At 45.0% G+C, this 13,648-nt stretch carries 9 protein-coding genes; 6 read left to right on the forward strand and 3 right to left on the reverse strand.

Going from position 1 to position 13,648, the window contains the following annotated elements; all coding sequences use genetic code 11:
* Window positions 1-150 precede the first annotated feature (150 nt).
* Entirely contained in the window at window positions 151-3,027 is a 2,877-nt protein-coding gene (locus tag AC5WJX_RS15385) for a TonB-dependent receptor domain-containing protein (protein ID WP_494485222.1), read from the reverse strand.
* Window positions 3,028-3,355: 328 nt separating this feature from the next.
* On the opposite strand from AC5WJX_RS15385, the gene AC5WJX_RS15390 reads away from it, so the two are divergent.
* Genes AC5WJX_RS15390 through AC5WJX_RS15400 form a run of 3 tightly spaced genes read left to right on the forward strand, consistent with a single transcriptional unit; the run spans window position 3,356 to window position 7,153 of the window.
* Entirely contained in the window at window positions 3,356-5,788 is a 2,433-nt protein-coding gene (locus tag AC5WJX_RS15390; protein ID WP_494485223.1) for a penicillin acylase family protein, read from the forward strand.
* Window position 5,789: 1 nt separating this feature from the next.
* Window positions 5,790-6,140, forward strand: coding sequence for a hypothetical protein (locus AC5WJX_RS15395; RefSeq protein WP_494485224.1), 351 nt, complete (start codon window positions 5,790-5,792; stop codon window positions 6,138-6,140).
* A gap of 29 nt (window positions 6,141-6,169) precedes the next feature.
* Window positions 6,170-7,153, forward strand: a complete 984-nt coding sequence (locus AC5WJX_RS15400) for a LuxE/PaaK family acyltransferase (protein WP_494485225.1) — start codon at window positions 6,170-6,172, stop codon at window positions 7,151-7,153.
* A 101-nt stretch (window positions 7,154-7,254) separates the two neighbouring features.
* Here the strand turns inward: AC5WJX_RS15400 and tyrS are convergent, their stop codons facing one another.
* Window positions 7,255-8,550: a tyrosine--tRNA ligase gene (gene tyrS / locus AC5WJX_RS15405; RefSeq protein WP_494485226.1), complete on the reverse strand. Its 1,296-nt coding sequence runs from the start codon at window positions 8,548-8,550 to the stop codon at window positions 7,255-7,257.
* Between the two features lie 61 nt (window positions 8,551-8,611).
* On the opposite strand from tyrS, the gene AC5WJX_RS15410 reads away from it, so the two are divergent.
* The 3 genes from AC5WJX_RS15410 to dapA are packed head-to-tail and all read left to right on the forward strand — an operon-like array spanning window position 8,612 to window position 12,220.
* Window positions 8,612-9,298 carry an ACP phosphodiesterase gene (locus AC5WJX_RS15410; RefSeq protein WP_494485227.1) on the forward strand — a complete coding sequence of 229 codons (687 nt, stop codon included), beginning with the start codon at window positions 8,612-8,614 and terminating at the stop codon, window positions 9,296-9,298.
* 22 nt (window positions 9,299-9,320) lie between these two features.
* A complete protein-coding gene (gene ligA, locus AC5WJX_RS15415) occupies window positions 9,321-11,333 on the forward strand; it encodes an NAD-dependent DNA ligase LigA (RefSeq protein WP_494485228.1) in 2,013 nt (670 codons plus the stop codon).
* 5 nt (window positions 11,334-11,338) lie between these two features.
* A complete protein-coding gene (gene dapA / locus AC5WJX_RS15420; RefSeq protein ID WP_494485229.1) occupies window positions 11,339-12,220 on the forward strand; it encodes a 4-hydroxy-tetrahydrodipicolinate synthase in 882 nt (293 codons plus the stop codon).
* 93 nt (window positions 12,221-12,313) lie between these two features.
* Here dapA and AC5WJX_RS15425 read toward each other — a convergent pair whose 3' ends face one another.
* The gene (locus AC5WJX_RS15425; RefSeq protein WP_494485230.1) at window positions 12,314-13,555 is read right to left on the reverse strand and encodes an aminotransferase class I/II-fold pyridoxal phosphate-dependent enzyme; all 1,242 of its coding nucleotides are present in this window, start codon (window positions 13,553-13,555) and stop codon (window positions 12,314-12,316) included.
* Window positions 13,556-13,648 lie beyond the last annotated feature (93 nt).

Here is a 13,648-nt window from a genome sequence, read left to right on the forward strand (position 1 = left end):
AGAAGGTCTTTTGATTTCTAAAAAGAACAGGTTTCCCGCTGAACTAAGCTAAAGATCAACATTAAAATCAGTAAGATGGTTTTTGTCTAATAATTAAAAATAAAAAAGCCCGGAATAAATTCCAGGCTTCAAAGTAGATAAAATAAGCTTTTATGGGTTAAAGGTGATGGAGGTGTAGTAGACTGCACCAACTAATGGGTTTCCGAATGATGTACTATAATATTTGTTCAGCAGGTTCGATCCCCCAAATTTAAGGGTAGAGTTGATCGACGGAATTTTAAAGCTAACCTGCCCGTCAAGTGTACCAAATGCTGGTACATCGCCCGAGCCGAATGTAGAGTTCCAGGTAAATTTCTCCTGCCATCTGTATTGTAAGTTGAAACCTACATTTTTGATGATCTCACGATTACCAAATCCAAAATTGTATCGTAGTTCCGGTGTATTAAAGGTGTTGATGAAGTTGGCTGGAATATCGCTGATCTTGTTGTAAGAGACATTACCACTCAAATTGTATTTTCCTAGAATATAGTCCAGCCCGAACGCGCCGCCGTAAGTTTTCACATCTTCAGTCAGATTTACCGGCACATTGAATTTCACTGCCGTAGCCAAAGGATTCTGGTAAATTTCCACAGCACTGATGAAATCACTGTAAATGCTATAATAACCATAAGTATCTATCAACAGCTTAGAACCTAGAAGTCCTTTATAACCCAACTCATAGGATTGTACACTTTCTGGACGTACCCCCCTGGCATCAAAGGTATACGTTTCCAGCACACCGGGATTTGGTGTGCCTGCCGCAGCAGAGGCCAGCAAAGCCCGGTAACTTTCAGACGTTACTGCAGGGTTGCCAATCAGGTTATATTTGCTAAGCAGCTCCGGCAATCCACCGATCAGGCGTGTCGCTCCCCCACCTACAGCAAGGTCAATATACTGGTCTTGAGTGGTTGGGTTTCGATAACCGGTTTGGTAGGAAGCACGGATGTTATTATTTGGTGCAACTGTCAATACGCCGGTAATCCTTGGCGTAAAGCGTCCTTCGAAGTTCTGGCTTTTATCATACCGGCCAGCGAAAGTAAGTTTAAGCTTATCATTCAACAACTTCTTTCCAATTTGCCCAAACGCGCCATATTCCTCTATCGTGATGTCACGGGTGGCATCATCGAAGATGGTACCATCGGAATGTAGAAAATAGTTCCGGTAAGATGCGCCAACCTGAAATTCCACCACATTATTGAAGATGTTAGAAAAGTTGTACATACCTTCATAGTGGTACAGGTTGGTCTTATCATTAAACTTAGCGCCATTTTGAGGACCTATTGAGCGCTCGGTGATCGCGATCTTCGCACTTTCAAAACCCGGTGTACCAGGGATCAAACGGCCAACGTCAGCCTGTGAACGTGCAAATTGCTGTGCCGCAGCATCTGGCTGCCCCGCTGCGATCGCGCCAATATAGTTTCCGATGTACTGCGGAAACCAGGTGGTGGAAGGCTTCCATGCCTCATTGATGAACGTTCCAAGAATCGTTGCATTATAAGCGTCCCCAGATCGTTCCTGGGTCGTATATGCACGCAAAAAGAAGTCCGAACCCTTAAGTTCAAGCTTGAACTGCCCGATAGAGAAATTCCGTAACGAGTACCGGTCTGTTCCGGTATATACCGATGTTCCCGTTCCCCAGTTTACCTGTGCTACAGCTTCAAATTTGTCCGTGAAACGGTAATGCAAGGAAGTGTTTGCCTTCAATGATTTGGTATCATAGTCTACCAGGTCCTGCTCCGCATAACCGGTTCTGGAAACCGCTTGATTAGGAATCAGGTCATTCCTCAGTCCAAAGTAAAAAGGCAGGTAGTTTTGAATCGCAGGCCTTAAAGCTTCCGGCAAACTGCCCAGGAACTGCGCTTGTTGCCCTGGTGTAGCGTTCTGCGGTAATCGGGCATCCATGAGCTGTTTTATGTTTAGTGTTCCGCCAGTGGCTTGCAGTACACCTGCCACGGTTTGGTTTTCCACACTCCGGGCCACGTTGAGCATGTTCTGACTGATCTCATCACCATAAACATTCACCCCATCATAGTTGGGATCTGTATTCCGGTCACCGCCCTTAAGCTGCCGCGCTGTCCTGTCAAAGTTCCTGGTGTCTGTTGCGCCCCAATCTTTTGCCTGCAAAAATGAAAAAGCCGTCTTGATGCCGAACTTATTGTTCCAAGCTTTTGCCAAACGGACATCAAGCTGGTTGAACTGCTGTGTGCCCGTGTTATCATCGTTCACGTGATTGACGCCTGTCTTGAAAGCAAAGCTTGCTCCTTGATAATCAAAGGGATTTTTGGAGGTCATCAATAGCGTACCATTAATTCCGCCAGCCCCATATAAAGCTGAAGCCGCTCCCGGAAGCAGCTCTACATTGTCTACATCCAGTTCGGAAAGTCCTACAATGTTGCCTACAGAGAAGTTTAATCCTGGTGCCTGATTGTCCATTCCATCAACGAACTGGTTAAATCTGGTGTTACCATTAGAATTAAAACCTCTTGTGTTCACAGATTTAAAGGTTAAACTCTGGGCGCTCATCTCCACGCCCTTCAAGTTGGCCAAGGCATCATAGAATGTCGCTGCAGGCAAATCCCGCACTGCAGATGCGCTGATCCGTTCAATGGAAACTGGAGATTCCAGAATCCGCTCCGGTGTTCGGGACGCAGAGATCACAACTTCCTGTCCTAAAAATGTAGTCTCCTCCAATTCAACAGAAAGATTGGTACTCGAGCTGCTAACCTGCCGCTCTACTGTGCCATACCCCACATACGAGAATACTAATGTTGCCGGCGCCTGTCGGACATTTAGCGAGAATGACCCGTTTTGACCAGAGGCGGCCCCGCTGGCCGTACCTTTAACAGTAATGCTGACCCCCGCCAGTGGAGCCCTCGTCGATTTGTCCGTTACTGTACCACTTATCACAATGTCTTGAGCCTTTGCAAGCATAGCTGTGCCAAAGACCATTAAAAGCATACAGAATGCCCTGGTAATTTTCCTCGTCATACAATAGGTTATTTGGTTATATATCTAATATAAAAAACTTTCACACAATAAATATGTATTTTCCGGCTGTGCTACAATGTATTACCGCAGCCTATTCCTCCCGCCAAGCTTTTGTTAATGGAATATTCTACCACTTCAGAAAGGGCAAATCTACTAGTGATCTATGTACCAGCACTTTGGCACTCAAAACGGGCTCAACAATTAATTAAGCTGAAATATTTAATTCTTACGAAATTCAGGGCAGAGATTTTTGTTATCTTCTCACAATAATTTAAATTGCTGCACAAGCCACCTATGCCATCACCTTACCAGCTTAATCATTCAGCAGATGAATAAAATTAAAGCCCTGATCTGTTTGATCATTCCGATACTATTGATTTACTGTTTCAATACGAAATTCGGGGATCTCCCGCCCATTATCAGGTTCCTGGATCCATTCAAAGGCTTTTGGCAGAACGCGGAAAGCATGCGCGTCAGCCCCAGGCAAAAGCTCGTGCTTAAACATGCCACAGCTGACGTGGATATCATCTTTGATGATCGAATGATCCCACATATTTTCGCGCAGAATGAACATGACCTTTACTATGCGCAGGGCTATGTTACCGCCATGCATCGACTGTGGCAGATGGATTTTCAAACCAGGTATGCAGCCGGCCGTTTGTCTGAGGTGGTTGGAAAAAAAGCCATTGAACTGGACCGCTATCAGCGCCGTATGGGCATGGTCTATGGTGCAGAAAACTCACTTAAGGGCATGATGGAGGATCCAGTTTCTAAAAAGATGCTTCTAGCTTATACGGAAGGTATTAACGACTTTATTCATAATCTCTCCCAAAAGGATCTTCCTATAGAATACAAGATACTTGATTTTAAACCGGAAGACTGGACACCATTAAAATGCGCTTTGTTGCTCAAACAAATGTCGGCTGTCCTGGCCATGGGATCCGACGAATTCTATATGACCAACATCCTAAACAAGTTCGGACCTGAAGTTACGGCTAACCTGTTTCCTGATTACCCACACAAAGAAGATCCCATAATACCAGAAGGCACCAAATGGGACTTTAAGCCGCTACCTGTTCCATTGCCTCCAGGCAGCTTCAATCAGATGAGCAGCAGCAACATCAACACCACACGTCGTGTAGAAGGTATTGGCAGCAACAACTGGGCAGTTTCGGGGGAGAAGACTGTAAGTGGTAAACCTATTCTCGCCAATGATCCCCATTTGAATCTAACCCTGCCTTCCATCTGGTATCAGATACAACTTCATGCACCAGGAATCAATGTCTACGGCGTTTCACTGCCGGGTTCGCCAAGTGTAATTATAGGCTTCAACCAACAGATTGCCTGGGGTGTAACCAACGTTGCAGCAGATGTACTTGATTACTATCAAATTAAATTCAAGGATGACACACATCAACAATATTGGTATGATAATGCCTGGAAGAACACCAATAAACGCATTGAACAGATCAAGATACGCGGTGAAAAAACGACTACAGACACCGTGATCTATACTCACCATGGTCCGGTTGTATATTTTCAAAAGCCTGCACTAAGTCTGGCAAAGCCGGTTCCGGTCGGGAATGCATTGCGGTGGATTGCTCATGAACGTTCCAACGACCTCATGACTTTTTACCATTTGAACAGGGGAAAAAATTACGACGACTACCGTAAGGCACTTACCTATTACACCGCACCTGCACAGAACTTCATATTTGCTTCTGCAGATAACGACATTGCCATCACCGCGAACGGAAAGTTCCCGCTTAAATATAAGAACCAGGGAAAGTTCATTCTGGACGGCACTGATCCGAAAAATGACTGGCAAGGCTGGATCCCGGCAGCGCAAAATCCAACGGTGAAAAATCCGGAACGCCACTTTGTGAGCTCCGCTAATCAATCTTCCACAGATCCGAGCTACCCGTATTATATCAACTGGGAATTTTCACCCTATGAACGTGGAAAACGAATTAATGACAAGTTAGCTGCCATGGAGAACATCACTGTGGATAGTATGCGTATCATGCAAAGTGATTCTTATGGCATTTTCCCGGAGCATGTACTTCCTACCCTGCTCCCATTGGTTAACCGGGCAGAACTTAATGCGACACAAAAAGAAGCCTTGATCACCATTCGTAAATGGAACAGGTTCTATGATGCAAAGGGGATCGCACCTGGAATCTTCGACCTCTGGATGTTTAGATTGAACAAGTTGATCTGGGATGATGAGTTTGAAGTCGCTGAGGTACCTATGCGTCACCCTTCGCGCGACCGTACCGTTCAAATGATCACCAAAGAGCCGAACGCACCATGGTTCGACAATGTGAACACCCCTGAAAAAGAAAGCCTTAAAGATCTCGTAAACCAGTCCTTCAAATATGCATGCGATAGCCTGGAGCGCAGGTATGGAGTGATCGGAAAAAACTGGGCCTGGGCAAATGTCAAGCATAGCCATGTACCACACCTTGCCGCGATACCAGGCTTTGGCTCCAAAACTTTAATGATCGGCGGCTCAAAAAGTACAATCAACGCATTGAGCGAGTCAAACGGTCCCTCCTGGCGAATGGTGGTCGAGCTTGGTGATACCCCTAAAGGCCATGGCGTATTCCCCGGAGGCCAGTCCGGAAATCCTGGAAGTCCGTTTTACGACAACATGATCAGTACCTGGGCAGAAGGTAAACTGTATGACTTATACCTCATGAATAACACCGATGATCCTGCTGTTAAAGCACTTAAACGTTTAAAAATCTCAAAGAAATAAAATGGTATTCCTTATTGTTTTAATAGCCGCATTTCTGCTACAACTTATTTTACCCTGGTGGGTTATCGTCATCATCTCATTCCTAACCTGTGCGCTACTCGGAAAAACTGCGAAGATTGCCTTATGGTCGCCCTTCTTAGCGATACTCGTACTATGGACTGCAATGGCGCTTTATAGCAGCATCCCCAATCAGCACCTTATGGCGGGGCGGGTAGCAGAGATGCTTGGTGTGGACAGCTGGTTATTGGTCTTATTGATTACCGCTTTACTCGGCGGGTTTGTTGCCGGTGTTAGTGGATTTTGTGGTTATCACTTCCGAAAGGCCATGATCCGGGAAAAAAGCAATCGTTAATCTGTTAAATTGTTCCGTATTTTTGTACAGTGGAGAATATCAAAGAACAAATTTTCAACATCAGCACTCCAGCGGCATTTGAGGATACAGCCTTAACCATCTTCCGGTATCAAGCTGCAAATTGCGAAGTCTACAGGTCCTTTTTACACCATCTGAAAGTGCAACCTGACCAGGTTACAAGTACCGCAGAAATCCCTTATTTACCCATCGCGTTTTTTAAATCTCATGAGGTAAAAAGCGCAGCAACACCAGCACAAATTGTGTTCTCCAGTTCCGGAACTACCGGCCAAACACAAAGCAAACATATCGTCACGGATCTAACACTGTATGAAGAGAGCTTTAACCGAGCTTTCCAACACTTCTATGGTGATCCGGCCAACAGCTGTATTCTTGCGCTGCTACCATCATATCAGGAACGCGAAGGCTCTTCATTGATTTATATGGTCGACGCATTGATCGCGCAAAGCCAACATCCTAAAAGTGGCTATTTTCTGCATGACAATGAAGGTTTATATCAAACTTTGGTGGAGCTCAAGCAACAAGGACAACGAACCATCCTTATTGGCGTGACCTACGCCTTATTGGATTTCATAGAAGCATACAAGCTGGAGTTCCCCGAATTGATCGTCATGGAAACCGGTGGCATGAAAGGTAAACGAAAAGAAATGGTACGTGAGGAACTGCACGAACTGCTTACCTCTGGGTTTGGAGTCCCTGCTATTCATAGCGAATATGGCATGACTGAATTGTTGTCGCAAGGCTATTCCTCTGGTCATGGCATCTTTAATTGCCCAGCCTGGATGCGCATTGTACTTCGCGATACCAATGACCCACTTAGCTTGCTGAAAAACAAACAAACAGGCGGTATCAATGTCATTGACCTGGCTAACCTGCACTCCTGCAGTTTCATCGCTACACAAGATCTGGGCAAAATCCATCCCGATGGCTCTTTCGAAGTACTTGGGCGGTTTGACAATGCCGATATCCGGGGTTGTAACCTTCTTGTGCAATAAGCCATTAAGAAATCAAACATACCATAACAAGGGCTGTCAAAGAACAAAAAAAAAAACGCGGTAAGTAGATTACTGCGTTTTTTTATGATATATGGTAAAGATTAACCCTCCGCTGTGATTAGGAAGTAGTTCTTCTTGCCTTTTTGAACAATGATAAATTTATCATTCAACAGATCGGAAGTATTATACTGTTGACCAGCATCGGCTGGTTTAGCTTTATTAATGCTTAAGCCACCACCCTGAATCGTTTTTTTAACCTCGCCCTTGGAAGGGAATATGTTTGTTTTCTCTGCGAGTAAGGTACCAAGGTCTAGCCCTTGCTCCAACTCAGCCTTAGCAATGTTAAACTGTGGAACGCCATCGAAAATTTCCAGTACCTGTTCATCATTTAACGTTGCGAAAAAGTCAAGTGAGCCGTTACCAAATAAAAAGCCTGAAGTCTTAATTGCGGTCTCAAGTGCAGCCTCGGAGTGGGTACGCAGGGTAATGTCTTCGGCTAAAGCTTTTTGAAGAATCCTCATATGTGGTGCCTGATCGTGCTCCTGCTCCAAACGCTCAATTTCCTCCTTTGATTTTAATGTGAAAATGCGAATCCATTTCTTAACATCCTCATCAGAAGCATTTAACCAGAACTGGTAAAAACGGTAAGGCGACGTTTTCGAGGCATCCAACCACACAGCACCACTTTCAGTCTTTCCAAATTTGGTACCATCAGCTTTCTTAATCAGCTGTGTTGTCAAGGCATACGCAGTCCCATTGTCTTTGCGACGGATAAACTCGGTGCCAGTAACAATGTTTCCCCACTGGTCAGAACCGCCCATTTGAAGAATACAATTGTGGTTCTTCCACAAGTAATAGAAATCGTATCCCTGAATCAACTGGTAGCTGAATTCCGTAAAGGAAAGACCGGCACCAGCTTCGCCATTGAGACGCTTTTTGACGCTGTCTTTCGCCATCATGTAGTTAACCGTAATGTGTTTACCTACGTCACGGATGAAATCCAGAAAGCTAAAGTTCTTGAACCAATCGGCATTGTTCACCATTACCGCATCATTGCTCTCCTCGCCAAATACAAGAAATTTGCTCAACTGTACTTTAATCCCATTGAGGTTATGTTCAAGACTTTCTTCGGTAAGCAGGTTGCGCTCGGCAGATTTGCCCGAAGGATCGCCCACCATTCCGGTAGCACCGCCAACCAATGCATAAGGTTTATGCCCGGCACGCTGAAAATGAATCAGCGTCATAATCTGTGTTAAATGGCCAACATGGAGCGAATCTGCTGTCGGATCGAAGCCGATATAACCGGCACACATGCCTTCATTCAATTTCTCTTCAGTATTCGGCATGATGTCATGCAGCATACCCCTCCAGCGTAATTCTTCTACAAAATTGGTCATTATCATAACTTTTGCGGCAAATATAGGAAAAGCCTGCTTAAAAATTTTCTACTTTTAGGGGATGAACTTCCTCTCCCATTACTACTTCGAGCGCAATAACCCCGACCATTATGTGGTCATGGGTGTCGTGCTGCCCGATCTGGTCAAAAATGCGGATAAGTACTGGAACATTCATCCACAGAAAACGCCTGAATTATACCAGGATAAAACAGCGCTTCAATCCATTCTTCGGGGCTGGCAAAAACACCTTGAGGTGGATAACTACTTCCACACTTCCGAATTTTTCAAAACTGAAACGGCAAATCTGAAGAAGATCATCCTTCCTTGTGTCACTGCCGGTCCGGTAAAGCCGTTCTTCCTCGCACATATCGGTTTGGAGCTCATGCTTGACCATCTGCTTTTGCACTCCGGCATGATCAATATCGAAACCTTCTACCAACAACTGCAACAAGCAAATACCGCCCAGCTGGAGACATTTTTAAGAAAAGCGGAACTTCCTGACCATGCCATATTCGATGCTTTTCTCCATGACTTTCTGGATAGTCGCTACCTTTTCAGCTATCAAAAGCTCGCAAGTATCAGCTATGCATTAAACCGGATCTGTATGCGCGTTTGGAATAATCCATTCACAGAAGCACAGCTCGATTTACTCACGCATAAACTTGATGAATACTGCCCTGAACTCGAGTCAAGGTTTATAACCATCTTTAACGAACTGGAACAAAATCCGGCTATAAGCGCAATTTAAATAGTATTTGTATCTTCGTTGCATGTCCACAGCGAGCATTAAAAATACCATGGATGAACTGGTTAAGGAACTTAATCAGCACACTTACAACTACTATGTTCTGGCAATGCCCACCATTGCTGACTATGAATTCGATAAAAAGCTGGAAACACTGGCAAAGCTCGAAAAAGAACATCCAGAATTTGCAGACCCCAATTCACCTACCAAACGTGTAGGTGGTGACCTTACGAAGAACTTCGTTACGGTCAAACACAAGTGGCCAATGCTCTCGCTTGGAAATACCTATAACGAGCAGGACCTGCGTGATTTCGATGATCGCATCAGGAAAGCCTTGGGCGACGATTTCCAATATGTATGTGAACTGAAGTTCGATGGTCTTTCCATAAGTCTCACTTACGAGCATAATCAACTTGTAAGGGCCGTTACGCGTGGAGACGGCACGCAAGGTGATGATGTGACCATCAACGTAAAGACCATCAGGAATATACCACACCACCTTAAAAGCACCGATAATCCAGAGGTCTTCGAAATCCGTGGCGAGATCTTCATGCACCGTGCTGCTTTCGAACGGCTTAATAAGGAACGGGAGGAACTTGGCGAGGTAACATACGCCAATCCGAGAAATTTTGCAGCAGGCACCATAAAAATGCAGGACTCCGCAGAGGTCGCTAAAAGGCCGCTGGACGCTTTCTTCTATTCCCTAAACACAGATAGAACAATCTTCCAAACCCATTGGGAAAGCCTACAGGCGATAAAATCCTGGGGCTTCCATGTCAGTGAACATTCCAGGCTTGCCTCGAATATGAATGAGGTCCTCGAATTCATCAAACACTGGGAACAGGAGCGGTTTAAAATTGGCTACGACATTGATGGTATTGTCATCAAGGTAAACAGTTATGGGCAACAACAGGAGCTCGGCTTTACCGCAAAATCTCCACGTTGGGCAATATCATACAAGTACAAGGCCCAGGAAGTAGAGACGATACTGCAAAAAGTTACTTATCAGGTCGGCAGAACCGGCGCCGTAACCCCCGTTGCCAACCTCAAACCGGTGCAGCTAGCTGGGACAACGGTTAAACGTGCTACCCTACATAATGCAAATGAGATTGAGCGCCTTGACTTACATGAAGGCGATACGGTGTTTGTGGAAAAAGGCGGCGAGATCATCCCGAAGATCATCAATGTGAATCTTGAAAAACGTTCCCAGGAGGCACAACGAATCATCTACCCTACAGCCTGCCCGGAATGCGGAACCCCCTTGATCCGTAATGCCGGTGAAGTGGCGTTTTACTGCCCAAATGATGAGGGATGCCCTCCCCAGATCGTTGGTAAAATGCAGCACTTCATTGGGCGCAAAGCCATGAACATCGATGGCCTGGGCGATGAAACGATAGAAACCTTCTATCGCCAGGGTCTTGTTCGTCACATCAGTGATCTATACACGCTAAAAGACCGTGCAAGCGAACTTAAAAACCTGGATCGATTCGGAGAAAAGTCCATTGTAAACATGCTGAACGGCATTGAGAAGTCGAAAGAAATGCCCTTCGAGAAAGTACTCTTCGGACTTGGAATCCGCTATGTAGGCGAAACCGTTGCCCGTAAACTTGCCTTCGCAATTAAGAACATAGACCGGCTGATCAACGCCACCCTGGAGGAACTCACGGCGATTGATGAAATAGGCTTACGCATCGCAGAAAGCATCGTAGACTATTTCCGTAAACCAGAACATATGCGGCAAATCGCACTGCTGCGATCTCATGGACTGCAGTTTGAAGCCGCAGAAACAACAATAAAGCTGCAGAGCGATAAATTAACCGGAAAAACATTTGTAATTTCGGGCGTCTTTGAGGGTATTAGCAGAGACGAGTTGAAAGATCTTATTGAAGGTAATGGTGGTAAAATTCTAAGCAGCATCTCTGCAAAATTGAACTTCCTTGTCGCAGGCGACAATATGGGTCCTTCCAAACTGGAAAAAGCACAAAAATTAAAAATTCCGATGATCAGTCAGCAGGAATTACTAGAGATGTTGAAGTAAAAATAATGGAAAAATTTCATGGCACGGGTGTAGCACTGGTTACACCATTTAAAGAAGATGGATCGGTTGATTTTGAGGGCCTGAGGAGGCTCATCAATCACATGGTAGATGGCGGCGTGGATTACCTGGTTTCCCTCGGTACCACCGGCGAATCGTCGACCTTAAATAAAAAGGAAAAATCAGAAGTTTGGTCGTTTACCGCTGAGGTAAATAATGGCAGATTACCTTTGGTTGCGGGCATTGGTGGTAACGATACCGCGGCGGTTATCGAAAGCATTAAAGCTTTTGCACACGAAGGTTACGATGCCATTCTTTCAGCAAGTCCAAATTACAACAAACCTACTCAGGAAGGTATTTATCAGCATTATAAAGCCATCAGTGAAGCTGCGCAGCTTCCTATACTGCTTTACAACGTTCCGGGCAGAACAGCAAGCAACATGAGTCCTGAAACCACCTGCAGGCTGGCACACGATTTCAAGAACATCATTGGCACCAAAGAAGCTTCCGGAAGTTTTGATCAGTTCAATCAGATCCTTAGAGATAAACCCACAGATTTCATGTTAATCTCCGGAGATGATCCTGTTGCGCTGCCGATGATTTCCCTTGGAGCAGTTGGGGTAATATCCGTTGTCGGTAATGCATTACCTGCAGAACTGTCTGAGATGATCCGGCTGTCGCTAAAAGGCGAATTTAAAAAGGCGCTGCCAATGCATTTCAGTCTGATTGAATTTACCCGCTTGATTTTCGCCGAGGGAAATCCAGCAGGCGTTAAAGCTGCCTTGAAACACCTGGGCATCTGTGGCGATGCGGTTCGTTTACCACTGGTACATGCATCTGCAGATCTGGCGCAAAAGATTGCTACACAGATTGCCGGCATACGCGCTTAAGTCTTACAGGCCACAGTTGGCATTGCTGAAAAGCATTAAACATAGAAAAGGCCCTTCAGCTAAACTGAAGGGCCTTTTCTATGTTTAATTATATTATGCTTCTACAAATTTGTTGTCTTTGTAGTAACCACTTTTCAGTTTATCCGACACTTCACTGAAAGCATCCAGCGTCCGCTGAACGTCTTCAAGTGTATGAACCGCAGTTGGAATCAATCGAAGCTCGATCAGACCTTTAGGAATTACTGGATAAACAACGATTGAACAGAATATACCGTAATTCTCACGAAGGTCCATGGTTAAAGCTGTTGCTTCCTGTAATTCACCTTTCAGGAATACAGGGGTTACCATGGTATTGGTTATACCAAGATCGAATCCTCTTGTCCTCAATCCATTCTGAAGATTTGTCGCAATATTCCAAAGGTTCTCTCTTAGTTCATTGTTGTTCTTAAGAAGCTCCAGACGTTTAAGCAAGCCAATTACCATTGGCATAGGAAGCGCTTTCGCGAATGTTTGTGAACGCATGTTGTAACGCAGGAAGTTGGTGATTTCCTCAGTAGAGGCCACGAAAGCACCAATGCCAGCCATGGATTTCGCAAAAGTACCGAAATAAACATCCACACCTTCAATGCAGTCCTGCGCTTCGTGCGTTCCCGCACCGGTAGGACCCATTGTACCGAAACCATGTGCGTCATCAATCAGTAAACGGAAGTTAAACTGCTTTTTAAGTTCAATCAGTTCTTTCAGTTTACCTTGTGCACCAGACATACCGAATACACCTTCGGTGATAAGCAGGATACCACCACCACTCTGCTCAACCAACTTTGAAGCACGTGCAAGTTGTTTAGCGGCGCTATCAATATCATTGTGCTGGTAAACAAAGCGTTTACCCATATGTAATCTCAAGCCATCGATAATGCAGGCATGCGATTCACCATCATATACGATCACATCATTCCGGTCTACCAAGGCATCAATGATTGATACCATCCCCTGGTAACCATAGTTAAGCAGGAATGCATCAGGCTTACCTACAAAGGCAGCAAGCTCACGTTCCAGCTGCTCATGATACTTGGTGTTTCCAGACATCATTCTGGCACCCATTGGGTATGCCATACCGAAATCTGAAGCACCCTGTAAGTCAGCAGCCCTAACCTCCGGGTGGTTAGCCAATCCTAGGTAATTGTTCAAGCTCCAAACCAGGTGCTCCTTACCACGGAAAGTCATATGAGGCCCTAATTCTCCTTCTAATTTGGGGAAGGAGAAATATCCATGAGACCATTTCTGGTGCTGGCCAAGCGGCCCCATATGTTTTGTAATCTTTTCAAAAATATCCAATGTATTATGTTTTTAAGGTTATTCTATTGTCGCAAATTTAAGGTTTATAAGCCTTATTTACAACTATGTACTTTCAAGAGCGTCAGTACGATC

It is taken from the genome of Pedobacter sp. NEAU-ZC8 (assembly GCF_059278965.1).

What these genes read in the sequence shown, in the direction of transcription:
- AC5WJX_RS15385 (WP_494485222.1), bottom strand. Translation starts at nt 3,027, where the DNA reads ATGACGAGGAAAATTACCAGGGCATTCTGTATGCTTTTAATGGTCTTT.
- AC5WJX_RS15390 (WP_494485223.1), top strand. Translation starts at nt 3,356, where the DNA reads ATGAATAAAATTAAAGCCCTGATCTGTTTGATCATTCCGATACTATTG.
- AC5WJX_RS15395 (WP_494485224.1), top strand. Translation starts at nt 5,790, where the DNA reads ATGGTATTCCTTATTGTTTTAATAGCCGCATTTCTGCTACAACTTATT.
- tyrS (WP_494485226.1), bottom strand. Translation starts at nt 8,550, where the DNA reads ATGACCAATTTTGTAGAAGAATTACGCTGGAGGGGTATGCTGCATGAC.
- AC5WJX_RS15410 (WP_494485227.1), top strand. Translation starts at nt 8,612, where the DNA reads ATGAACTTCCTCTCCCATTACTACTTCGAGCGCAATAACCCCGACCAT.
- ligA (WP_494485228.1), top strand. Translation starts at nt 9,321, where the DNA reads ATGTCCACAGCGAGCATTAAAAATACCATGGATGAACTGGTTAAGGAA.
- dapA (WP_494485229.1), top strand. Translation starts at nt 11,339, where the DNA reads ATGGAAAAATTTCATGGCACGGGTGTAGCACTGGTTACACCATTTAAA.